This window comes from Brevundimonas sp. S1H14, assembly GCF_047716865.1.
Lineage (GTDB): Bacteria > Pseudomonadota > Alphaproteobacteria > Caulobacterales > Caulobacteraceae > Brevundimonas > Brevundimonas naejangsanensis.
On the sequence record NZ_CP136679.1, the window covers coordinates 550,896 to 570,802 of the forward strand.

Here is a 19,907-nt window from a genome sequence, read left to right on the forward strand (position 1 = left end):
GGCGGTGACTTCCAACGCCGCCTTCGGAGATCGGCCTCATGATCAGCAAGCGTCAGATCGTCGCTGCGCTCGGCCTCAGCGCCGTCAGCCTGGCCGCATGCGCGCCTACGGTGAACATCAAGTTCAGCGAGCCGCTGCAAATCTACGCCAAGCTCGACGCCGATATCCGCATCAAGCTGGACCAGGAACTGCAGAACCTGCTCCGCGAAAACCCCAACCTGTTCTGATACGAAAGGGGGCTTTGACATGACTAATCGCAAACTCTTCGTCGCCGTGGCCGCTGTGGCCGCCCTGGGCGTCGCCGCCGGCGCCGCCGTGGCACAGACCGCCTCGCAGAAGGCTCTGGTCGATCAGGCCAAGGCCGCAGGCTCGGCGGGTGAGCAGGCTGACGGCTATGTCGGCGTGCGCACCTCGGTCGACGGCGACACCCAGGCCGCCATCAGCGCCACCAACGCCGGTCGTCGCCAGGCCTACGCCCGCAGCGCCGCCGACGCCGGCACCACGGCCGAAGTGGCCGGGGCCCGGATGTTCGAGACCCAGTTGTTGCCGCGCATCAGCTCGGGCCAGTGGTACAAGAACGCCCAGGGCCAGTGGGTCCAGCGCTGAGCTGAGCCATGACAAAGACCTCCAGAGGCGGGCGGCTGGTCCGGCTTCTGCGGTCGCTGGTTCTCGCCGTCGCCATATCGGCCGTCAGCACGCTTGGGCTGGCGGCCTATTGGCGTCTGATCGGCGGCGGCGAGATGAGCCTGCACGGCTGGATCGCCATGGGGCTGGGCGTGCTGGGCACGGTCGGCCTGGCCTGGGGGTTGATGGCTCTGGCCTTCCGCTCGGATCGCGACGGCTGGGACGATCGGGTCGACAACCATCTGGATCCCGGCATCGAAGGCTCCGAGGACCGCAAGGACGAAGAGCTCTATTACTGACGGTTCAGGCTGCGGCTTCGGCGCTGTCGGTCAGGGCGGGCAGAAACAGGCCGCGTGTCAGGGCCGCGACGACGGGCACGGCCACGGCGTCGCCCATCAGCTTCAGCGCCGCGCTTTCGCTGGCGGGCAGGCGATAGGCCTCGTCCACCCCCATCAGCCGCGCCGCCTCGCGCCCGGTCAGGCGGCGCAGGGCGACCCGGCCGTCCTCCACAATGACCACATACTGTCGCGACGATCCGCCCGACGGCGTGCGCAGACAGCCCGCCAGCCCGTCGAAGCGCAGCTCCAGCCGTTGCAGCTTCCGCCCGTCCTTGGTCCGCACCCGGCGGAAGGCGGCGCCCACGCGCCGCTCGCCCGAGGCCTGGATCGCCTCCAGCCGCGCCCGGTGCAGCGGCGACAGCATGGCCAGCAGGGACTGCGCCTCCGCCTCGTCGAAACAGGGAACGTCAGGCTCAAGCACCGCCGCCAGATCGAGGTTGCGGCGCGGCGGCGTGTCCAGCCGCCACCAGGCCCAGTTCGCCTTCAGGGGCGCCGGCAGCCGCGCCCAGGCGGCGGTCAGGCGCGGCGAGTGGAAGGGCAGGGCGGGGCCTTTCAGACGCGGCCCCTCGATCCCCCGCATGGCGATGATGAACAGGCGCGGGCGCGACTGGGGCAGCCACAGTTCCGCGTCCAGCTCCAGCGCCCCGACCGTGTAACCAGCCTCGACCATCGCCCCGCATACGGCGGCGAAGTCCTGTCCCTCGCCCGAGGTCAGCAGGCCGACCACGTTTTCCAGCACGATGAGGCGCGGCGCCCGACCCTCGGCGTCCAGCCCCTGCATCAGCTTCCAGAAGCCCCAGAAGGCGCCCGACCGCTGCGCCTTCAGTCCGCCGCGCGCGCCCGCCAGACTGACGTCCTGACACGGCGATGAGGCCCAGCACAGGTCCGGCGCGCCCGGAACCTGATCGGGCGTCACCGTCCAGACATCTCCGTGGATCAGCGGCGTGTCCGGGTGGTTGGCGCGAAAGGCGCGGGCCTTGGCTGCGTCGATGTCATTGGCCAGAACAGTGCGGAAACCGGCGCCGCCCAGATGCAGCCCCAGCCCCGCCAGCCCGCCGCCCGCAAAGAACTCGCAGGCCGTGAAGGCGGCGCCTGAGTCTGTGGCTGGTGCGGGACGAATCGGCATGACGCCACATTAACCCAGGCGCGCCGCTTTGGCGCCTGCCTTGACGGGACGGCGGCAAACCCTGACCTTGGCTGACGAACCTCAGAAAGGATCGCCTATGCGCGCCGTCGCCCCGTCCGTCGCCCTGCCTGCCGTCTTGTCAGCCGCCGCCCTGTCGCTGGTCCTCGCCGCCTGCTCCCAACCTGCCCAAAAGGCGCCGGAAGCCGTCAAGGCCGAGCCTCGCGCCCTGGCAGGCGTCGATCTGGACCAGCCGGTGCGCGTGCTGGGTACCGAGCCCTTCTGGGCCGTGGAGATCACGCCGCAGGCCCTGATCTATTCCGGCGTCGACCGGCCGGAGCAGAGGGCCGCCAACCCCGGCCCGACGCTTCAGGGCAACCTCGTCAGCTGGACGACGAAGACTGAAGCGGACGCCGATCTGACCGTCACCCTGACGGCGACCGACTGTTCGGACGGCATGAGCGACCGGACCTATCCCCTGACCGCCAAGGTCGAGATCGGAGGCGAGACCCTGACCGGCTGCGCCGCCGCCACGGCCGCGATCGAGCGAGCGGGTGAAAGCGGTCGCGTCGAGTAAGGTCAAGCTGGCGCCGGGCTTGCACTGATCCCCTCAGCGCGGCCGGGCTGTCCCCGGTCGGTTCACCGGCCAGGATGGTCCCATGACGCCCTTAGCGACGCCGATCGACATCCGTCCCCTGACTTCGCTCAGGTTCCTCGCGGCCCTGTGGGTCGTGGTCTATCTGATGTGGCCCAATCTGGCGGTCGGCGGCATGCCTGCTCTGGCCGCCAAGGGCTATCTGGGGGTCGAACTCTTCTTCGTCCTGTCGGGCTTCATCCTCAGCCACGTCTACCTGCAGGCCTTCGGCGAGAAGCGCTTCGGCTATAAGGGTTTCCTGTGGGCGCGCATCGCGCGGATCTATCCGCTGCACCTGTTCACCCTGTTCGGCGTCATGGCCCTGGGGCTGGCGGCGACGGCGGCGGGGATGGCGATCGATTCCGGCATCCTCAGCTGGAAGACCCTTCTGCCCAATCTGCTGATGCTCCACGCCTGGGGCTTCGCGGGCGAGGCGGGCTGGAACCACCCGTCCTGGTCGATTTCGGCTGAGTGGTTCGCCTATCTGACCTTCCCGCTCTTCGCCGCCGCCGCATGGAAGCTGCGGAACCGGCCGTGGGTGGCGACGGGGGCGGCGGCCCTGTTTCTGGCGGCCCTCTATGTCGGCTTCGAGCGCGTCGCGGGTTATCGCCTGACCGAGGCGACGTTCAAATGGGGGGCGCTGCGGATCGTGCCCTGCTTCGCCTACGGCTGCGCCCTCTACCTGGTCTACCGCCGGGCGCCCCTGCCGCGCGCGGGCCTGCTGGCTGCGGCGGCGGCGGTCGTGATGGCGCTCAGCGCCGCCCTGTTGAGCTGGGACGGGATCACCGTCCTGTCGGGCGGTCTGCTGATCCTGGCCCTGGCCAGCATTCCCGCAGACAAGGCGGGCCTGCTGGGATCGGCGCCGGCCGTCTATCTCGGCGAGATCAGTTATGCCGTCTATATGTTGTGCGCCCCGTGGCAGATACTGGCGGTCAATGTCGTCGCCCGTTTGACCGGCGCTGAAGACAAGCAGCTTCCGCTGGTGTTGTGGCTGGCGATCATCGCCGGACTGATCGTCGTCGCTGCGATTGTTCATCGGCTGATCGAGCGCCCGGCCCGCAGTTTCCTGCGCGGATGGGCGAAACGGCGTCGATCATCTGTGGATCGACGGGGGAAACAGTCGGAAACAGTTCTTCAACATTCTGACCCTATCGTCTAAGGCTTGTCCGCGTTCAGTCGGGAGCACGCCAGATGATGAAACGGCTCACAGCCGCCGCCCTTGCGGCGACCCTTGGCTTCTTCGCCTTCAGCACCACCCCGGCCCAGGCCGGCGACCCCTACTGGCAGTGCGTCACCTTCGCGCGCATGTTCTCGGGGATTCAGATTTTCGGCGACGCCTGGACCTGGTGGCGTCAGGCTGTCAGCAAGTTCCGCACCGGCAATGCCCCTGAGACCGGCTCGGTCCTGGTGTTCCAGCCCCACGGCCGGATGAGCGCCGGCCACGTCGCCGTCGTCTCCGACGTCCTGACCGACCGGGTGATCCGCGTCACCCACGCCAACTGGGGCGGCAGCCGCGGCAAGGTCGAAGAAAACGTCACCGTCGTCGACGTCTCCTCCTCTGGCGACTGGAGCCGGGTGAAGGTCTGGTACAACCCGATCAACGATCTGGGCACTACCGTCTATCCGACCTACGGCTTCATCTATAACGGCGCCCGCGACGCCTTCGCCAACGGCCGCCAGATGGCCGCCAACGCTATCGCCGACGACCGCGCGGCCAACTAACCCCAGGTCGCGGCCGCGTCGAAAAAGGGTCTGGCCCCGCTCGGCTGATCGGGCGATAGCTGGTTCATGACCGACGCAAACGACATTCGCGGACCCAATATTCGGGATCGGGCCATCGACACGGCCAAGCACGAGCCGCAGGGCGTGACCTACGCCGGCTATCTGGCGCTTGACGACATCCTGTCCGCCCAGAAGCCGCGCTCCGACCAGCATGACGAGATGCTCTTCGTCATCATCCACCAGACCAAGGAACTGTGGCTCAAGCAGATCCTGCACGAGGTGGCCCTGGCGCAGACGCTGGTGCGCGCGGGCGATCTGGTGCCCGCCTACAAGAGCCTGGCCCGCGTCAGCCGCATCCAGTCGGTGATGACCCAGAGCTGGGACATCCTCGCTACCATGACGCCCGCCGACTATTTGAAATTCCGGGGCGACCTGGGCGCCAGCTCGGGGTTCCAGAGCGATCAGTTCCGCCGTCTGGAGACCATGCTGGGTCTGAAGGACCCTCGGTTCCTGCGCTTCCACGTCGAACGCCCCGACGCCCATGCGGCGCTGAAGGCGGCGCTGGAATCGCCCAGCCTCTATGACGACGTCCTGCGTCAGCTGGCCCGCGCGGGCCTGCCGGTGCCCGACGCCGTGCTGAACCGCGACGTCAGCCAGTCCTATGAGGCCGACGAGGGCGTCGAGGCCGCCTGGCTGGAGGTGTATCGCGACACCGAGCGCTGGTGGCCCCTGTACCAACTGGCCGAGAAGCTGGTCGATCTGGACGACGCCCTGCTGACCTGGCGGCATAAGCATGTGGTCACGGTCGAGCGCATCATCGGCCGTCGTCAGGGCACGGGCGGCACTGATGGCGTGGGCTATCTGGTCGAGACGCTGAAGCGCCGCTGTTTCCCTGAACTCTGGTCGCTGCGCACCAAGCTGTAGAGCGCGGGCAGATCGGCAACCTTCGCTGCTGGCAGGGATTGAACCTGTGAAACGGCCAAGGAGGTTTCCGATGAGCGGCAACAGTCACGACATCAAGGTCCTCAACAGTCTGATCGAGGGGCTGATCGACAGCGCCGACGGCTATCATGAAGCTGCGGTCGAAACAGCTGACGGCGCCTATCGCCACTGGTTCGAGGCGCGGGCGTCCGAGCGTCGCCGTCTGGCCGAAGAACTCAAGGCGGCGGTGCGCGAGCGCGGCGGTTCCTCCGATGAGGACGGCTCCATCCTAGCCAAGGCCCAGCGCGCTTTCAGCGATATCAGCCACGCCCTGCTGCGCAGCGAGGTCTCCATGATCGATACGGTCGAAAACGGCGAGGATCAGTTGAAAAGCCGGTTCGAGCGGGCGCTGGCGGACGAGGCCCTGTCGGCTACGACCAAGGAGAGCATCCGCCGCGCCTATGGCGAAGTCTGCGCAGGATATGATCAACTCAGCGCGCTGAAACACAGTCTCGCGGGCGACAGAGCGCGCTCAAGCAGCGAGCCGCCGCGCGGCGAGCGGTAGCGCACGTAAACCACGCTCAAGCAGCGAGCCGCCGCGCGGCGAGCGATAGCGCACTAAAAAGCCCCGGCGTTTCCGCCGGGGCTTTTGATCTTCAGCGCGAAGCCGAAGCCTGAAATCAGGCCTCGTCGCCGGCCTTCTCGGTCGTGCCGGCGGCCGGGACGGCGACCTTGCGGGCCGTCTGGCGCTCGGCGATCCGGGCCGACTTGCCGCGACGGTCGCGCAGGTAATACAGCTTGGCGCGACGGACGACGCCGCGACGCTTCACTTCAATGGAGTCGACGTTCGGCGACAGGATCGGGAAGCGGCGCTCCACGCCTTCACCAAACGAAATCTTGCGGACCGTGAAGGTCTCGTTCACGCCGCCGCCGTCACGGGCGATGCAGACGCCTTCGAACGCCTGGATGCGTTCGCGCTCGCCTTCCTTGATGCGCACGTTGACGCGCAGGGTGTCGCCCGGCTGGAATTCGGGGATGGTCTTGCCTTCGAGCAGGCGGGCTTTTTCTTCGGCAGCGAGTTGCTGGACGATGTTCATGTTATTTCTCCGGAGCTTGTTTGCTCTTTACCTGTAAGTTGGCGAGATGCCGCTCCCAGAGGTCCGGGCGCCGCTCCCGCGTCGTCGCTTCCCTTTGCGCCTGACGCCACTGGGCGATCTTCTTGTGATCGCCCGACAACAGGATCTCGGGGATGTCGTGGCCCTCGAACGTCCGCGGTCGCGTGTACTGCGGATGCTCAAGCAGGTCGTCCTCGAAGCTCTCGGTGGACAGGCTTTCCGCCGCACCCAGAACCCCCGGAACCAACCGGACGCACGCCTCGATCGCCACCATGGCCGCCGCCTCGCCGCCGGCGAGCACCGCGTCCCCGACGGAGACCTCCTCGAACCCCCGGGCGTCGAGCACCCGCTGGTCCACCCCCTCGAAACGGCCGCACAGGACGACGATGCCGTCGGCCTTGGCCCATTCCGTAACCCGCGCCTGCGTCAGGGGCCTGCCGCGTGCGCTCATGTACAAAAGCGGCCGAGATGGGCCTTCCAGGCTGTCGAGAGCCCTGGCCACCACGTCCGCTTTAAGCACCTGACCGGGACCGCCACCCGCAGGGGTGTCGTCCAGGAAGCCGCGCTTATCTTCGGAAAACGCGCGAATGTCCAGCGTCTGCAGGTCCCACAGCCCCTTCTCGCGCCAGGCGGTGCCGATCAGCGACACCCCCAGCGGTCCGGGAAAGGCCTCGGGGAACATGGTCAGGACGGTGGCGGTAAAGGGCATGGCGGCGGCTCATACACCAGAAAGTGGGAAAAATCCGACTCCGACTGCAGTCGACGCCCGCTCCCTCTCCCGGCGGGAGAGGGCTTGAGCCTCCAAGAGCGAAGCGATTGGCGCAGGCGAAAGAGTGAGGGGCTTGCCTTCTCAGTCGGCGTAAGCCGTGGCTCGACGGCCTTCGGCCGACTTTGGCCGAGAACCCTCACCCTTTCGCGCAAGAACGATCGCTGACGCTATCGTGCGCTCAATCCCTCTCCCATCGGGAGAGGGACTCGCGTTAGGAAGACTTAGGCCGGGTGGCCGCCGCCCTTGGCGATCCAGGCGTCGACCAGGTCGCCCAGCACGTCCAGCGGCACGGCGCCCGAGCCCAGGACCACGGTGTGGAAGTCCTTGATGTCGAAGCGGTCGCCCAGCGCCGCCTCGGCCTTGGCGCGCAACTCCTCGATCTTCAGCTCGCCGATCTTGTAGCTGGTCGCCTGGCCGGGATTGGTGATGTAGCGCTCGACTTCCTTCTGAATGTCGCGCTCGGACAGCAGGGAGTTGTGGCGGAAATAGTCCATCGCCTGCTCGCGGCTCCAGCGCTTGGCGTGCAGGCCGGTGTCGGTCACCAGACGCACCGCGCGCCACAGCTCGGTCGAGAGGCGGCCGAAGTCGGAATAGGGGTCCTGATAGAAGCCCATCTCCTTGCCCAGGCGCTCGGCATACAGGCCCCAGCCTTCGGAATAGGCGCCGTAGCCCCCGAAGCGGCGGAAGCTGGGCAGGTGCTCCATCTCCTGCGCATAGGCGATCTGGAAGTGGTGGCCCGGCGCGCCCTCGTGATAGCTGATGCCCTCGATCTGGGGCTTCAGCACCTGGGTCATGTCCGACAGGTTGACGTAGTAAATGCCCGGGCGCGAGCCGTCCGGCGCGGGCGAGTTGTAGAAGGCGATGGAGGCGGTGGCCTCACGGAACGGCTCGACCGCGCGGACCTCCAGCGGCGCCTTGGGCAGGTTGGAGAACCACTGCGGCGCCACGGCCATCACCTGGGCCACGAAGGCGCGGGCGTCGGTCAGATAGGCTTCCTTGCCCTCGGGCGTGTTCGGATACTGGAACTGCGGGTCCGTCTTCAGGAAGTGGAAGAACTCCTGCAGCGTGCCGGTGAAGCCGACCTGGGCCTTGATCGTCTCCATGTCGCGCTGGATGCGGGCGACCTCGTCCAGGCCGATCTGGTGGATCTGGTCGGCGGTCAGGTCGGTGGTGGTCGAGAGCTGCAGGCGCGCGTTGTAATAGGCCTCGCCCTGCGGCAGGCGCCAGACGCCCGCGTCGCTATCGGCCTGGGTCTGCACCTGGCCGAGGGCGGCCAGCACCGTGTCGAAGCCGCGCTTGTAGGGGCCGGTCAGAGCTTCGCGGGCCGAGGCCAGCAGACGGTCCTTGGTCGCCTGATCGGCTTCGAGGGCGGCGATCTTCTTCTGGAAGTCGGCCCAGACCGGGTTGTCGGCGCCGCCGTCGAACGGCGCTCCGGCGATCACCGCGCGGGTGTTGTCGATCGAGGGCTCGAACACGAAACGCGGCGACACCACGCCCTTGCCGGCGCGTGCGCTCAGGGTGTCGGCGACCTGGCCCATGTAGCGTTCGGCGGCGTTCAGGCGGGCGACATAGGCCTCGGCGTCAGACACGCTTGCGATGCGGTGGTTGTTGATCAGGAAGACCGGCAGGCTGGTGGTCGGGTTGCCGTTGGCGGCGAACTGGAAGCCCCAGTCGCGCCACTGGTTCGACAGGCGCGCCTGCTGCACGCCGTGCTCGAACAGGCGCCAGGACAGGCGGCTCTGCTCGCTCAGCTTGGTCGGATCGAACTGAGCCTTCATCTGGGCCAGCTGGGTTTCCTGAAGCGCCAGCGAGCGTTCGGCGGCGGCGTCGGAGACGTCGTCCAGCTTGTCATAGTCGGTCTTGCGGCCCAGCGAGGTCATGCGCTGGGGGCTGAGGGCCACGCGCGCCTCGAACGCCTGTTCGAAGAAGGCGTTGAGCCGCGCGTCCTCGCTCTGGGCTTGGGCGGGCGCCGCGGCGGGCGCCGCTTGAGCCATGGCGGCGGGCGCGGCGGCGCAGAGCGCCAGAACGGCGGCGGATGAAATCAGAAGACGACGCATGAGAAAGACCCCCTCGGTACAATAAGGGGCGCACTCTTTCGCGAAGCGTGGCGGGACGCAAGCGGCTAAGGCATCGCCCTCTCCCGGCGGGAGAGGGTCAGCTCGCGCGCAGCTGCGTGATCGTCCGCCCCGGCGCGATCTGTTCGGCGTCGGTGATCAGGTGGACCAGCGCCGGACGGCCGCCTGCCGCCGCCTCGCGCGCCGTCGCCAGCGCCGTCGGGAAGTCGCCGGTCGTCTCGCAGCGCACGGCGAAAGCGCCGAAGGCCTCGGCGTATTTCACGAAGTCGGGGTTCTTCAGCTCGGTGGCGATGACGCGGGCCGGGTATTCCCGCTCCTGGTGCATGCGGATGGTGCCGAAGGTCCCATTGTCCACGACCACCACGACGACGCCGAGGCCGTACTGGGCGGCGGTGGCCATCTCATTGGCGCTCATCATGAAGTCGCCATCGCCGGCGATGCAGACTACTTCGCGCGACGGATGGACCGCCTTGGCCCCCAGCGCCGCCGGATAGCCATAGCCCATGGCGCCTGAGGTCGGGGCCAACTGGGTGCGGCGCGCCTGATGGCGGTGGAAGCGGTGCAGCCAGGCGGCGAAATTGCCTGCGCCGTTGGTGATGATGGCGTCCTCGGGCAGGGCGTCGGCCAAGTGGGCGATGACCTCGCTCATGTTGACCGCGCTCTCAACCTCGATGGGCGAGGAGAAGCTCAGGAAGTCGGCATGGGCCGCTGCGCCCTGTTCGCCCCATGTCCGGCCCGGCTCAATGGCTGACAGGGCCAGCGCCGCCAGCGAGTTGTCCGCCGCCGCCGACAGGGCGGGCGCCCAGACGCGGCCCAGCTCTTCCGGTCCCGGATGGATGTGGATCAGGGTCTGCGCCGTCTTGGTGCGGTCCAGCAGGGTGTAGCCCTGCGTCGGGTTCTCGCCCATGCGCGCGCCTATAACCAACAGCAGGTCGGCGTCCTTGACCCGAGCCACCAGCTTCGGGTTCGGTCCGAGGCCGAGGTCGCCCGCATAGCCGGGGTGGTCGTTACGGATCAGATCCTTGCGGCGGAAGGACAGTGCAAGGGGCAGGCCCAGACGTTTTGCCCAGTCGGAAATCGCGTCGGTCGCTTCATCGGTCCAGCCCGAACCGCCCAGGATCAGCATCGGGCGTTCGGCGCGCGACAGGCGCTCGCGCACCTGTTCGACGAAGGCCGGGTCCAGCGCGGCCTTGGCCGGGACGACGGGGCGGATCGGCGCGGGGCCGCCGTCTTCGTGCAGGATGTTCTCGGGCAGGGCGACGACGACCGGACCCATGCGGCCCTGCTGAGCGGTGGCGAAGGCGCGCTCGACCACTTCGACGGTGCGCTGCGGGCTTTCGATCTCGGTCGCCCATTTGGCCAGGCCGCCGAAGACCTCGCGATAGTCGACCTCCTGGAAGGCGCCGCGGCCCCGGTCGGTCAGGGCGATCTGGCCGACGAACAGGATCATCGGCGTCGAATCCTGATGCGCCGTATGCACGCCGATGCTGGCGTGGGTCGCGCCCGGTCCGCGCGTGACCATGCAGACGCCGGGACGGCCCGTCAGCTTGCCATAGGCCTCGGCCATATTGGCGGCGCCCGCCTCATGACGGCAGACGATGACCTCGATCTTGTCGCGCACGTCGGCCAGGGCGTCGAGCACGGCCAGATAGCTCTCGCCCGGCACGCAGAAGACCTTGTCGACCCCGTTCATCACCAGGGTGTCGACCAGACGGCGGGCGGCGGTGTCAGGAGCTTGCGTCATACGTTCGCCGTTAGCAGATTGCAGGATGAATTGGCCATGCAACCTTATGGCCAAGCTTCACGTTGAAGCGCTCTATCGATCCACGGGGATTTCATCATGCGCAAGCTCATCGTTCTGGGCGTCATCGCCGCAGCCCTGACCACCGCCGCCTGCAATACGGTCTCGGGCATCGGTCGCGACCTGTCGGCCGCCGGTCAGGCCGTCACTTCGGGCTCGGAGCGCGCCAAGAACTGACGTGAAGGCTTTCGCCGCTCCCCTGTCGCCGGACGCCTTGTTTTACCTTTCAGCGGCAAATCCGCCAAGGATATCCGCTATGCTGACGCTCCAATCGGAGGAATGAGCATGGGACTTCTGGACAATATTCTGGGCGGTCTGGGCGACGGCGCGGCCGGGGGCGTGGCCGATCTGCTGAAAAGCCAGGGCGGCGTGGCGGGCCTGACGGAAAAGTTCGGTCAGAACGGCCTGGGCGATGTGGCGGCCTCATGGATCGGCAAGGGCGGCAACGCCGCGATCAGCGCCGAGCAGATCGCCGCCGTGCTCGGTTCCGGCCCTATCGCCGACTTCGCCAAAAAGCTGGGCGTGTCGCCGGAACAGGCCAGCGCGACTCTGGCGACCCTGTTGCCGCAGGTCATCGACCGCCTGACGCCGAACGGTACGGCCGCCGGCGCTGACGACATGCTGGGCGGTCTTCTGAACAACCTGCCGGGCGGCCTCGGCGGCGCCCTGGGCGGCCTGTTCAAGCGTTAAGGCGAGGCTTCAGGTCTCCGCCTCATATGTGACGCCCGTCAGATACAGCCCGTCTGACGGCGCCACCGGGCCGCAGCGGGCGCGGTCTTTCGCCGCCAGCGCTTCGGCCAGATCGGCCGGACTCCAGCGGCCCAGACCCACTTCGGCGATGCTGCCCGCCATGGAGCGCACCTGACGATGCAGGAAGCTGCGCGCCTCGAACACCAGATGCACCTCTTCACCGACGCGGGCGACGCGGGCGACGTCCAGCGTCTTGACCGGGCTGGCCGCCTGACAGGCGGCGTCGCGGAAGGTGGTGAAGTCGTGCAGGCCGATCAGATGTTGGGCGGCGGCGTGCATGGCCTCGGCGTCCAGCGGCTTCCTGACGTGCCAGACCCGGCCGCGCTCCAGCGCCGGGCGGCCGGGCCGGTTCAAGATGCGATACAGGTATTTGCGCCCCGTCGCGGTGAAGCGGGCGTGCCAGTCGTCGCTGACCGGCGTGCAGTCCAGAACCGCGACCGCCTCTTTCACCAGATGGGCGTTCAGGGCGTTCATGACTGTCTGCGCCGGCCAGTCCTTGTCCAGATCAACATGACAGGTCTGGCCCGTGGCGTGGACGCCCGTGTCGGTGCGCCCCGCTGCGGCGATCCGCACGCTCTGGCCTGAAAAGGCGGTAATCGCCGTCTCAATGGCGCCCTGCACGGTCGGCTGATCGGTCTGGGCCTGAAAGCCGTTGTAGGCCGAGCCGTCATATTCGACCGTGAAACGATAGCGGGGCATCAGCCCAGAACCACTCCGGCGGAGATGGGGAAGCCTCTCAGCATTTCTTCGGTGGGTTGCGCCGCCTTGCCAGGACGCTGCACGCGGGTCAGACGCACCGCGCCGCTTCCGCAGGCGATGGTCAGGGCGTCGTCCAGCACCTGACCGGCCGGGCCTTGCCCGTCAGCCAGAACCGACATCAGCGCCTTGACGCGCACCGGCTCGCCGTCGGCCTCGACCTCGAACCAGGCGCCGGGGAAGGGCGACAGGCCGCGGATGTGGGCGTCCACCTCGGCGGCCGGGCGCGTCCAGTCGATGCGGGCCTCGGCCGAAGTGATCTTGCGGGCGTAGGTCGGCTCGCCCGTCTGCTCCGTCTCGGTGAAGCCGCCGCGCTCGATGGCCGCCAGGGCGCGCGGCCACAGGGCGGCGCCGACATGGGCCATGCGGTCGCTGAGGCTGGCGGCCGTGTCGTCGGCGTGGATGTCCATCAGTTCCGACAGGATGATGGCGCCTTCGTCCAGTCCTTCGCTCATCCGCATGATCTGGGCGCCGGTCTGGCGATCGCCCGCCATGATGGCGCGCTGGATCGGGGCGGCTCCGCGCCAGCGCGGCAGCAGCGACCCGTGCAGGTTGAAACAGCCCAGACGCGGCGCTTCCAGCACCTCGGGCTTGAGGATCTGGCCGTAGGCGACGACGCAGGCGGCGTCGAGGTCCAGGCTCTTGAAGACGTCGATCGCTTCTGCCGACTTCATGCTTTCTGGCGTGAAGACCGGCAGGCCCATGGCCTCGGCGAAGGCGTGAACCGGCGACGGCGTCAGCTTCTGGCCCCGGCCCTTGGGGCGCGGCGGTTGCGAATAGACGGCGACGATCTCGTGCCCCGAGGCGATCAGCTCGGCCAGGGACGGCACGGCGAAGTCGGGGGTTCCCATGAAGGCTAGGCGCATGGGCAGGCCTTTAGACCGTGAGGCCGATTACATCCAGCGGGTATAGACGCCGCCGCCCTCGTCCCACTCGCCGCCCGCGTCCAGCGCGTCGTCGAAATCGAGCAGGCGGTCGACGATGAGGCCCGCCACCACGCCGACGGCGGCGACGGCCAGCAGGGTCGCGACGCTGACGACGCCGACCTTTTCATTGCGCGTCAGGCGGCGACGGCCGCGCTGGTCTATGATGCGGGTCTTGCGGGACATCAGGCGGCCATCCTCGCGTGTTTCTTGACCTTGGCGACCGCGCGGTCGCGACGCAGGCGCGACAGGTGGTCGATGAACAGCACGCCGTTCAGGTGATCCAGTTCGTGCTGGAAGCAGACGGCGTAGAGGCCCTCGATCTCTTCTTCGATCGTCTCGCCCTGATAGTTCATGTAGCGGACGCGCACGCGGGCCGGACGCTCGACCGCGTCATAATAGGTCGGCACCGACAGGCAGCCCTCTTCGTAGGAGAACATCTCCTCCGACGCCCACAGGATTTCCGGATTGACGAAGAAGCGCGGGTTGCGGCGCTCCAGCGCCTCTTCCTCGGTCTGCGGCTCGTCAGCGGCGCCCTCGACCGGCTTGTCGCCTAGGTCCATGACGACCACGCGGGTCAGCTCGCCGATCTGCGGCGCGGCCAGACCAATGCCCGGCGCGTCGTACATCGTTTCCAGCATGTCATCCATCAGGGCGCGCACGGCGTCGCTGACGCCGCCCTCGACGGGCGCGGCGACGGTCTTCAGGATCGCCAGATCGGCGGCGTTATCGATAGTCAGGATACGACGAATGGCCATGCGGGGGAGGTAGGGCCGCAACCCCCGAAGGTCAAGAATTACCGACTGTCGCGCTGGGACTTGAGAACGTCTTCAGGCAGGCGGCACTTCGCGCGGCTTGCGGTCCTGGTCGATGGCCACATAGGTGAAGACGCCCTCGGTCACGCGGACCGACAGGGCTTCAGCCTGGCCGCGCGCCCGCTTCCACGCCTCGACATGCACGCGGATCGAGGTACGTCCGATCTTGATGATCCTGGCGTAGATGGACACCTCGTCGCCGACCGACACCGGCTGGTGAAACACCATGCCGTCCAGCGCCACAGTGGCGCAGCGGCCGCCTGCGCGCTCGAACGCCGGGGTCGCCCCGGCCAGGTCCATCTGGGCCAGAAGCCAGCCGCCGAAGATATCGCCCTCGGGGTTGGTGTCGGCGGGCATGGCGATGACGCGGCCGACGGGCTGTCCTTCAGGCAGGGTGGCGATAGGCTTTTCGTCGGACACGGCGATTTCTCGATAGGGCGAGGGGGAGGGCGGATTTCATGCGCCTTTGGCCTTGAGGGCGCAAGTTCGTTGCGGCGATCTCAGGAACGGGCGACGAAACGCAGAACTGCAGGCAGGCTGGCGAAGGGCGCAGAGCCGTGGTCCTCGTCGGCCAGGACCGACAGGGTCGCCCCGTTGGCTGTCGCCAGATCGCGCAGGTTGGAGACCATGCGCCGCGCCAGATGCGGGCCGGGCAGGGCAGGGGCCTCTTCTTCGGCGCCGACGGCCAGGAACAGGTCGCTTCGGGTCTGCGGCGGTTGAGCCTTGATGACGGCCGGATTCCACCAGATCGACGGGCTGATGGCGACGAAGCGGGCGAAGGGGGCCGAGCGCGCGCGCGCTTCCAATACGAACTGACCCGACATGGAATGGCCCATCAGGGCGGCGCGCGCAGGGTCGGCGCCGTGCCGGACCGCCAGCGGCAGGACGTCTTCGATCAGTCGGCGCAGCAGGTCGGGACCGCGCGGCGCGACTGTCCGCCCGCCCTTGTCGGCGCCGGGAACGAAGGCGAAGGCGCCCAACCGCTCTGCGCCGGGCGCCAGGGCGACGCCGATCACCATCATCGGCCCCACGCGCGTCTTCTGCGGGCGGCGGGCCAGGCGGCGCGCGCACTCGGCGGCGGCGGTGAAATAGGCCTCGCCCTCCATCACGATCAGCAGGGGCCAGCCCTCAGCCGGGGGCTCGCCCTCGGGCGCGCTCAGCCACAGGCTCAGGCCGGGCGCGTCGCTCCCGGCGGTCAGGCTCAAGGCGCGGCACCCGCCGGACAGGGGCGGGGCGGAGGGCGAAAAGACGCAAGCGGCGGAATCCATGGCTTCACCCTAGCCCATCTCGGCCCTGAGATGTATTGCGACGCAGTCGCTGAATGGAGTGTGCTGTTGGCGAGTCTTGAACCTGCCGCGTCGAAAGCGGCGTCTAGCGCGACGCCCAGCCGAACGCCCGACGCGATTGCGGCCTATGGGCGCGACGTGCGCTTGCGGTTCGTCGCCATCGGCGGGCTTGCGGTTCTGGCCTTGTGCAGTCTGCTGCTGGACGTGGTGACGGGGCCGTCCTCCATGTCTCCCCTGACCGTGCTTCAGGGCGTGTTCGACCCGTCCAGCCTGACCACGGCCCAGCAGGCCATCGTCTGGCAGGTGCGCCTGCCCTACGCCCTGATGGCGATGATGGTCGGCGCCGCCCTGGCCCTGGCGGGCGCCGAGATGCAGACGGTGCTGAACAATCCGCTGGCCAGTCCCTTTACGCTGGGCGTGTCCTCGGCCGCCTCCTTCGGCGCTTCGCTGGCTATCGTGCTGGGGGTAGGGGCCAGCTTCATCGGCGCCGACTGGCTGGTGCCGCTGAACGCCTTCGTCTTCGCCTTCGGCTCGGTGCTGGCGCTTCAGGCGCTGGCGCGGATGAAGGGCTCGGGCGTCGAGAACATCGTCCTGTTCGGCATCGCCCTGGTCTTCGCCTTCAACGCCCTGACGGCGTTGGTGCAGTTCCTGTCCTCGGCCGAGGCGCTGCAGCAACTGGTGTTCTGGACGATGGGATCGCTGTCGCGCGCCACCTGGGGCAATGTCGGGGCGCTGGGCGTAGTGCTGGCGGTGGTCGCGCCCTTTTCCCTGCTGTCCTCGCGCGGCCTGACGGCGCTTCGCCTCGGCGAGGACCGGGCCATGAGCTTCGGCGTCGACGTGAAGCGTCTGCGTTTCCTGTCCCTGCTGCGGGTCAGCCTGCTGTCGGCGACGGCCGTGGCCTTCGTCGGCGCCATCGGTTTCATCGGTCTGGTCGGGCCGCACATCGCCCGCCTGCTGGTCGGCGAGGATCACCGCTTCTTCCTGCCCGCCAGCATCCTGTCGGGGGCCGTCATCATGTCGCTGGCCTCGGCGGCGTCCAAGATCATCGTGCCCGGCGTGCTGATGCCGGTCGGCATCGTCACCGCCGTGATCGGGGTGCCGGTTTTCCTGGTGCTGATCTTCCGCAACGGGGGACGCGCATGACCGGGCTGGATATCCAGAATCTCAGCGCCGGTTACGGCGGCCGCCCCATCGTCGAGGGCCTCAGCCTGCCGCCGCTCAGCCCCGGCGAGGTGGTGTCCGTGGTCGGCCCGAACGGCGCGGGCAAAAGCACCTTCCTGCGGGCCCTCGCTGGTCTGATCCCGGCCAAGGGGGCGATCCGGCTGGATGACGCTGAACTGACCGGCCTGTCGCTGGCCGATCGGGCCAAGCGCGTCACCTACATGCCCCAGACCCTGCCGCAGGGCGTAGCCCTGACGGTGCTGGAGACGGTGGTCGCCTCAATCCGCGCCACGCCGCTGGGCGGCGCCAGCTTCACCGACCAACAGGCGGTCGAGCGCGCCTATGAGGTGCTGCAACGCATCGGCGCCGAGGCTCTGGCCGGGCAGCGTCTGGACCGGCTGTCAGGCGGCCAGAAACAGCTGGCGGGCCTGGCTCAGGCCCTGGCGCGCGAGCCGCGCCTGCTGCTGCTGGACGAACCGACCAGCGCGCTCGACCTGCACTATCAACTGCGCGTGCTGGACCTGGCGCGCGAAGCGGCGGCCGAGCGGGGCATGACGGTGATGATCGTGCTGCACGATCTTCAGGCGGCGGCGCGCGTCTCGGACCGGATCGCCGTCATGGCCAAGGGGCGGCTGGTCGCCTTCGGGACACCCGACGAAGCCGTCACGCCCGCCATCCTGGCCGAGGTCTATCGCGTCTCGGCCCGCGTCCAGCGCTGCGATCGCGGCGTGCTGCAGGTCATGATCGACGACGTGCTGGCGCACTGATCGTCGCTTCTATCCAACCCATGAAAAAGGCCTGGCTGCATCGGCGGCCGGGCCTTTTCTTATTCGGTCCTGATCGGGACTACGGACGGATCAGCGTCACCACGTCGCCGGTCGGGTCGACCGGGACCGGCGTGCCGGCCGGGGCGTTGCGCGGCAGGCCGCGCGCCTTGTTCGAGACGTAGACGGCGTTGGTCGCGCGATCGATGGCGATGGTCTGGGGGAAGGTCCCGGTCTCCAGGTTGGCCTTCACTTCATAGGTGTCCGAATCCAGCACCGTCACCGTGCCCGCCTGACGGTTGGCGACGTAGATCTGCTTGACCGCGCCGTTGTAGGCGACGCTCAGGGCGCCCGCGCCGGTGGCGGCTTTGTGGATCAGGGCGCCGGTGTCGGCGTTCAGCACCGTCAGTTCGCCCGACTTCTGGTTGGCGACGAACAGGCGGCGGCCTTCGGAATCGACGGCGACGTTGATGGCGGAATCGCCGTGCGACGGCCATTTGCCGACCGTCTCGCCGGTGGCCAGGTCGATGGCGGCGACTTCATTGCTGCTCATGCCCGTGACGTAGAGGCGGTTGGTCGCCGGATCTAAGGCCGCGCCGGTCAAAGCGCCGATCGCGACGGGAATGGCCCGCTCGACCTTATTGGTCGCGCCGTCGATGACCCAGACCAGGTTCGGCTTGGCGGCGTCGTCCGCCTCGCCGCCGACGACGCTGACATAGACCTTGTTGTTCGCCTCATCGACGACGACCTGGCGGACGTGAGCGCCTTCTTCGTCGCCGTTGCGGATGGTGGAGATGACTTCGCCCGTGCGGGCGTTGATGGCCGTGACGGCGCCCGCGCGGGTGTCGGTGCCGTACAGGACCTGGGTGCGGGTGTTCAGGTTCAGGCCATAGAGCGGATTGGCCGAGACGTCGACCGAGGACTCCGGCGCCAGGCTCTGGCCCTGCAGGCGAACGATCTGGGCCTGATTGGCGCCGCGCGGGCCGACGGCGGCGACATAGAGGTCGTTGTCGGCCGGGTTGAAGACGATCTCATACAGGCCGCCGGGGGCGACTTTGACGGTCTTCTCGATCGTCTGGGCCGAGGCGGTCGAGGCCATCGTCAGGGCGGCGAAGGCGGCGGCGGTGACAAGGCCGTTGCGCAGGATGGTCATGGCGGTTCTCCGGGGTGAAATCAGGGGGCAGGACATCAGGCGGCCGGGACCAGATCGGTCCAGTAGTCCCCGCGATAGGGCACGGCCAGGAAGTCCTTGTTGATCGTGTCCAGCGTCGCGCGCGGGTCCAGATCGGCGAACAGTTCGGGCTGAATCCACTTGGCCAGAACCTCGGTGGCGACGATGTCGATGGGCGAGTTGATCAACTGGTGCGACAGGCCGTGCACCTTGCCCTCGCGCACCGCCTTCAGGGTCGACAGGCCGCGCCGCCCGGCCACGCGGCGCAGCGAGGCGCGCGAGGTCTCTGCGTCGTATTTCGGGCCGACGACAAAGCCGCCGGTCTTCTCCAGGTGCGGGCCGCCGGTGGCGATGTAGATGTCGGGATCGCGCTCGACCACGAACTCCAGGTTCAGCTTGCCGGACGGCTGTTTCAGCGCCTCGGCCCCGATGTTGCGGGCGCCGACGAAGGTCAGATAGTCGCCGATATTCCCGGCGCCGACCGAGTTGCAGCAGTCCGGTCCGTTGCCCGCGTGGGCCTCAAGGAAGACGGTCGGCTTCTGCTCGTCCTTCAGCCCGGCCACACGGTCGGAGATGGTTTTCAGCTTGGCGGCGCGGAAGGCGTTATAGGCCTGCGCCTGCTCCTCGCGGCCGATCATGGACCCCAGCAGGCTCAGGCTGCGGGGCTGATTCTGGAACGGGTGCTGGAAGAAGTCGATATAGGCGACGCGCACGCCCGCCTGCTCCAGCTGCGCCGTCTGGGCGTCGGTCGGGCCGGAATCCAGCGACACCAGGGCGACCTGGGGCTGGGCGCCCAGCACCGCTTCGACGTTGAAGGCGGCGGCTGAACTGGGCGTCCTGGGCAGGCTGGCCAGCGCCGGGGACTTCTCCAGATAGGCGGCGTAGATTTCGGGGCTGAGCCGGTTCACGTCCCCCGCCCAGGCGGCCAGCAGGCTGACCGGATCGGGATGGATCAGCGACAGGGCGATCAGGAAGCGGCTGTCGTCGATCGAAAGCTTCGTCACCGGCGGGGTGATGGCGACGGGCCGGTCGCGCAGATCGGTCAGCAGGGACGAGGCCCCCGTCTCTTCACGTCGCGTGCAGGCCCCGGCGCCGGCGGCCATCAGGGCGGCGGCGCCCAGCAGAAGGGCGCGACGGCCCGGTTTGAATTCGGCCATCG

The 19,907-nt window shown here is 68.2% G+C and carries 25 protein-coding genes; 12 read left to right on the top strand and 13 right to left on the bottom strand.

All coding sequences use genetic code 11. The features are described 5' to 3' along the window. The first annotated feature begins 38 nt into the window (after positions 1-38). The 3 genes from RSD66_RS02620 to RSD66_RS02630 are packed head-to-tail and all read left to right on the top strand — an operon-like array spanning position 39 to position 923. Positions 39-227, top strand: coding sequence for a YnbE family lipoprotein (locus tag RSD66_RS02620; protein ID WP_003166838.1), 189 nt, complete (start codon positions 39-41; stop codon positions 225-227). A 19-nt stretch (positions 228-246) separates the two neighbouring features. After that, a complete protein-coding gene (locus RSD66_RS02625) occupies positions 247-606 on the top strand; it encodes a YdbL family protein (protein WP_024353820.1) in 360 nt (119 codons plus the stop codon). An 8-nt stretch (positions 607-614) separates the two neighbouring features. Then, positions 615-923 (top strand): hypothetical protein, encoded by a 309-nt coding sequence (locus RSD66_RS02630; RefSeq protein WP_415288886.1) that lies wholly within the window; start codon positions 615-617, stop codon positions 921-923. A 4-nt stretch (positions 924-927) separates the two neighbouring features. Here RSD66_RS02630 and RSD66_RS02635 read toward each other — a convergent pair whose 3' ends face one another. Further along, positions 928-2,088 carry a DNA cytosine methyltransferase gene (locus tag RSD66_RS02635; protein WP_415288887.1) on the bottom strand — a complete coding sequence of 387 codons (1,161 nt, stop codon included), beginning with the start codon at positions 2,086-2,088 and terminating at the stop codon, positions 928-930. 97 nt (positions 2,089-2,185) lie between these two features. Between RSD66_RS02635 and RSD66_RS02640 the strand changes: the two genes are divergently transcribed. The 5 genes from RSD66_RS02640 (at position 2,186) to RSD66_RS02660 (ending at position 5,927) form a co-directional block, all read left to right on the top strand. Then, positions 2,186-2,662: a COG3650 family protein gene (locus RSD66_RS02640; RefSeq protein ID WP_415288888.1), complete on the top strand. Its 477-nt coding sequence runs from the start codon at positions 2,186-2,188 to the stop codon at positions 2,660-2,662. An 82-nt stretch (positions 2,663-2,744) separates the two neighbouring features. Further along, a complete protein-coding gene (locus tag RSD66_RS02645) occupies positions 2,745-3,878 on the top strand; it encodes an acyltransferase family protein (protein ID WP_415288889.1) in 1,134 nt (377 codons plus the stop codon). A 32-nt stretch (positions 3,879-3,910) separates the two neighbouring features. Further along, the gene (locus RSD66_RS02650) at positions 3,911-4,441 is read left to right on the top strand and encodes a CHAP domain-containing protein (protein ID WP_003166844.1); all 531 of its coding nucleotides are present in this window, start codon (positions 3,911-3,913) and stop codon (positions 4,439-4,441) included. Between the two features lie 66 nt (positions 4,442-4,507). Further along, the gene (locus RSD66_RS02655) at positions 4,508-5,365 is read left to right on the top strand and encodes a tryptophan 2,3-dioxygenase (protein WP_415288890.1); all 858 of its coding nucleotides are present in this window, start codon (positions 4,508-4,510) and stop codon (positions 5,363-5,365) included. A 70-nt stretch (positions 5,366-5,435) separates the two neighbouring features. Next, positions 5,436-5,927 (top strand): PA2169 family four-helix-bundle protein, encoded by a 492-nt coding sequence (locus tag RSD66_RS02660; RefSeq protein ID WP_024353813.1) that lies wholly within the window; start codon positions 5,436-5,438, stop codon positions 5,925-5,927. 115 nt (positions 5,928-6,042) lie between these two features. Here the strand turns inward: RSD66_RS02660 and rplS are convergent, their stop codons facing one another. The 4 genes from rplS to RSD66_RS02680 all read right to left on the bottom strand — a co-directional run bounded on the left by rplS (position 6,043) and on the right by RSD66_RS02680 (position 11,065). After that, positions 6,043-6,459 carry a 50S ribosomal protein L19 gene (gene rplS / locus RSD66_RS02665; RefSeq protein ID WP_024353812.1) on the bottom strand — a complete coding sequence of 139 codons (417 nt, stop codon included), beginning with the start codon at positions 6,457-6,459 and terminating at the stop codon, positions 6,043-6,045. A gap of 1 nt (position 6,460) precedes the next feature. Further along, a complete protein-coding gene (gene trmD, locus RSD66_RS02670) occupies positions 6,461-7,186 on the bottom strand; it encodes a tRNA (guanosine(37)-N1)-methyltransferase TrmD (RefSeq protein WP_415288891.1) in 726 nt (241 codons plus the stop codon). Between the two features lie 281 nt (positions 7,187-7,467). After that, on the bottom strand, positions 7,468-9,303 hold the full coding sequence (locus RSD66_RS02675; RefSeq protein WP_415288892.1) for a DUF885 domain-containing protein: 1,836 nt from the start codon (positions 9,301-9,303) through the stop codon (positions 7,468-7,470). Between the two features lie 97 nt (positions 9,304-9,400). After that, entirely contained in the window at positions 9,401-11,065 is a 1,665-nt protein-coding gene (locus tag RSD66_RS02680) for a thiamine pyrophosphate-binding protein (protein WP_415288893.1), read from the bottom strand. Between the two features lie 96 nt (positions 11,066-11,161). Between RSD66_RS02680 and RSD66_RS02685 the strand changes: the two genes are divergently transcribed. After that, the gene (locus RSD66_RS02685; RefSeq protein WP_119412611.1) at positions 11,162-11,299 is read left to right on the top strand and encodes an entericidin A/B family lipoprotein; all 138 of its coding nucleotides are present in this window, start codon (positions 11,162-11,164) and stop codon (positions 11,297-11,299) included. Between the two features lie 102 nt (positions 11,300-11,401). Next, a complete protein-coding gene (locus tag RSD66_RS02690; RefSeq protein WP_029673311.1) occupies positions 11,402-11,812 on the top strand; it encodes a YidB family protein in 411 nt (136 codons plus the stop codon). A gap of 9 nt (positions 11,813-11,821) precedes the next feature. On the opposite strand, the gene truA is transcribed toward RSD66_RS02690, so the two are convergent. From truA to RSD66_RS02720, 6 genes are all read right to left on the bottom strand, one after another. Next, positions 11,822-12,571, bottom strand: coding sequence for a tRNA pseudouridine(38-40) synthase TruA (gene truA, locus RSD66_RS02695; RefSeq protein WP_415288894.1), 750 nt, complete (start codon positions 12,569-12,571; stop codon positions 11,822-11,824). Next, positions 12,571-13,494 carry a methionyl-tRNA formyltransferase gene (gene fmt, locus RSD66_RS02700; protein ID WP_415288895.1) on the bottom strand — a complete coding sequence of 308 codons (924 nt, stop codon included), beginning with the start codon at positions 13,492-13,494 and terminating at the stop codon, positions 12,571-12,573. The genes truA and fmt overlap by 1 nt, the downstream gene beginning before the upstream one ends. Positions 13,495-13,521: 27 nt before the next feature. Then, entirely contained in the window at positions 13,522-13,737 is a 216-nt protein-coding gene (locus RSD66_RS02705; RefSeq protein ID WP_415288896.1) for a hypothetical protein, read from the bottom strand. After that, positions 13,737-14,309, bottom strand: coding sequence for a peptide deformylase (gene def, locus RSD66_RS02710; RefSeq protein WP_024353804.1), 573 nt, complete (start codon positions 14,307-14,309; stop codon positions 13,737-13,739). Before def ends, RSD66_RS02705 begins: the two co-directional genes overlap by 1 nt. Positions 14,310-14,381: 72 nt before the next feature. Then, entirely contained in the window at positions 14,382-14,786 is a 405-nt protein-coding gene (locus RSD66_RS02715; RefSeq protein ID WP_415288897.1) for an acyl-CoA thioesterase, read from the bottom strand. An 80-nt stretch (positions 14,787-14,866) separates the two neighbouring features. Next, the gene (locus RSD66_RS02720) at positions 14,867-15,634 is read right to left on the bottom strand and encodes an alpha/beta hydrolase (protein WP_415288898.1); all 768 of its coding nucleotides are present in this window, start codon (positions 15,632-15,634) and stop codon (positions 14,867-14,869) included. 60 nt (positions 15,635-15,694) lie between these two features. Between RSD66_RS02720 and RSD66_RS02725 the strand changes: the two genes are divergently transcribed. Together RSD66_RS02725 and RSD66_RS02730 are read left to right on the top strand one after the other, a co-directional pair. Next, positions 15,695-16,795, top strand: a complete 1,101-nt coding sequence (locus tag RSD66_RS02725) for a FecCD family ABC transporter permease (protein WP_415288899.1) — start codon at positions 15,695-15,697, stop codon at positions 16,793-16,795. Continuing rightward, on the top strand, positions 16,792-17,580 hold the full coding sequence (locus RSD66_RS02730; RefSeq protein WP_024353799.1) for an ABC transporter ATP-binding protein: 789 nt from the start codon (positions 16,792-16,794) through the stop codon (positions 17,578-17,580). Before RSD66_RS02725 ends, RSD66_RS02730 begins: the two co-directional genes overlap by 4 nt. Before the next feature lie 79 nt (positions 17,581-17,659). Here the strand turns inward: RSD66_RS02730 and RSD66_RS02735 are convergent, their stop codons facing one another. Together RSD66_RS02735 and RSD66_RS02740 are read right to left on the bottom strand one after the other, a co-directional pair. Then, on the bottom strand, positions 17,660-18,730 hold the full coding sequence (locus RSD66_RS02735; RefSeq protein WP_415288900.1) for a YncE family protein: 1,071 nt from the start codon (positions 18,728-18,730) through the stop codon (positions 17,660-17,662). A gap of 35 nt (positions 18,731-18,765) precedes the next feature. Beyond that, complete coding sequence (locus tag RSD66_RS02740) at positions 18,766-19,905, bottom strand: ABC transporter substrate-binding protein (protein ID WP_415288901.1); 1,140 nt, start codon at positions 19,903-19,905, stop codon at positions 18,766-18,768. Positions 19,906-19,907 lie beyond the last annotated feature (2 nt).

What these genes read in the sequence shown, in the direction of transcription:
- RSD66_RS02730 (WP_024353799.1), top strand. Translation starts at nt 16,792, where the DNA reads ATGACCGGGCTGGATATCCAGAATCTCAGCGCCGGTTACGGCGGCCGC.
- fmt (WP_415288895.1), bottom strand. Translation starts at nt 13,494, where the DNA reads ATGCGCCTAGCCTTCATGGGAACCCCCGACTTCGCCGTGCCGTCCCTG.
- rplS (WP_024353812.1), bottom strand. Translation starts at nt 6,459, where the DNA reads ATGAACATCGTCCAGCAACTCGCTGCCGAAGAAAAAGCCCGCCTGCTC.
- RSD66_RS02660 (WP_024353813.1), top strand. Translation starts at nt 5,436, where the DNA reads ATGAGCGGCAACAGTCACGACATCAAGGTCCTCAACAGTCTGATCGAG.
- trmD (WP_415288891.1), bottom strand. Translation starts at nt 7,186, where the DNA reads ATGCCCTTTACCGCCACCGTCCTGACCATGTTCCCCGAGGCCTTTCCC.
- RSD66_RS02640 (WP_415288888.1), top strand. Translation starts at nt 2,186, where the DNA reads ATGCGCGCCGTCGCCCCGTCCGTCGCCCTGCCTGCCGTCTTGTCAGCC.
- RSD66_RS02720 (WP_415288898.1), bottom strand. Translation starts at nt 15,634, where the DNA reads ATGGATTCCGCCGCTTGCGTCTTTTCGCCCTCCGCCCCGCCCCTGTCC.
- RSD66_RS02685 (WP_119412611.1), top strand. Translation starts at nt 11,162, where the DNA reads ATGCGCAAGCTCATCGTTCTGGGCGTCATCGCCGCAGCCCTGACCACC.
- RSD66_RS02705 (WP_415288896.1), bottom strand. Translation starts at nt 13,737, where the DNA reads ATGTCCCGCAAGACCCGCATCATAGACCAGCGCGGCCGTCGCCGCCTG.
- RSD66_RS02625 (WP_024353820.1), top strand. Translation starts at nt 247, where the DNA reads ATGACTAATCGCAAACTCTTCGTCGCCGTGGCCGCTGTGGCCGCCCTG.
- def (WP_024353804.1), bottom strand. Translation starts at nt 14,309, where the DNA reads ATGGCCATTCGTCGTATCCTGACTATCGATAACGCCGCCGATCTGGCG.
- RSD66_RS02620 (WP_003166838.1), top strand. Translation starts at nt 39, where the DNA reads ATGATCAGCAAGCGTCAGATCGTCGCTGCGCTCGGCCTCAGCGCCGTC.
- RSD66_RS02735 (WP_415288900.1), bottom strand. Translation starts at nt 18,730, where the DNA reads ATGACCATCCTGCGCAACGGCCTTGTCACCGCCGCCGCCTTCGCCGCC.
- RSD66_RS02680 (WP_415288893.1), bottom strand. Translation starts at nt 11,065, where the DNA reads ATGACGCAAGCTCCTGACACCGCCGCCCGCCGTCTGGTCGACACCCTG.
- truA (WP_415288894.1), bottom strand. Translation starts at nt 12,571, where the DNA reads ATGCCCCGCTATCGTTTCACGGTCGAATATGACGGCTCGGCCTACAAC.
- RSD66_RS02740 (WP_415288901.1), bottom strand. Translation starts at nt 19,905, where the DNA reads ATGGCCGAATTCAAACCGGGCCGTCGCGCCCTTCTGCTGGGCGCCGCC.
- RSD66_RS02650 (WP_003166844.1), top strand. Translation starts at nt 3,911, where the DNA reads ATGATGAAACGGCTCACAGCCGCCGCCCTTGCGGCGACCCTTGGCTTC.
- RSD66_RS02675 (WP_415288892.1), bottom strand. Translation starts at nt 9,303, where the DNA reads ATGCGTCGTCTTCTGATTTCATCCGCCGCCGTTCTGGCGCTCTGCGCC.
- RSD66_RS02635 (WP_415288887.1), bottom strand. Translation starts at nt 2,088, where the DNA reads ATGCCGATTCGTCCCGCACCAGCCACAGACTCAGGCGCCGCCTTCACG.
- RSD66_RS02690 (WP_029673311.1), top strand. Translation starts at nt 11,402, where the DNA reads ATGAGCATGGGACTTCTGGACAATATTCTGGGCGGTCTGGGCGACGGC.
- RSD66_RS02645 (WP_415288889.1), top strand. Translation starts at nt 2,745, where the DNA reads ATGACGCCCTTAGCGACGCCGATCGACATCCGTCCCCTGACTTCGCTC.
- RSD66_RS02655 (WP_415288890.1), top strand. Translation starts at nt 4,508, where the DNA reads ATGACCGACGCAAACGACATTCGCGGACCCAATATTCGGGATCGGGCC.
- RSD66_RS02630 (WP_415288886.1), top strand. Translation starts at nt 615, where the DNA reads ATGACAAAGACCTCCAGAGGCGGGCGGCTGGTCCGGCTTCTGCGGTCG.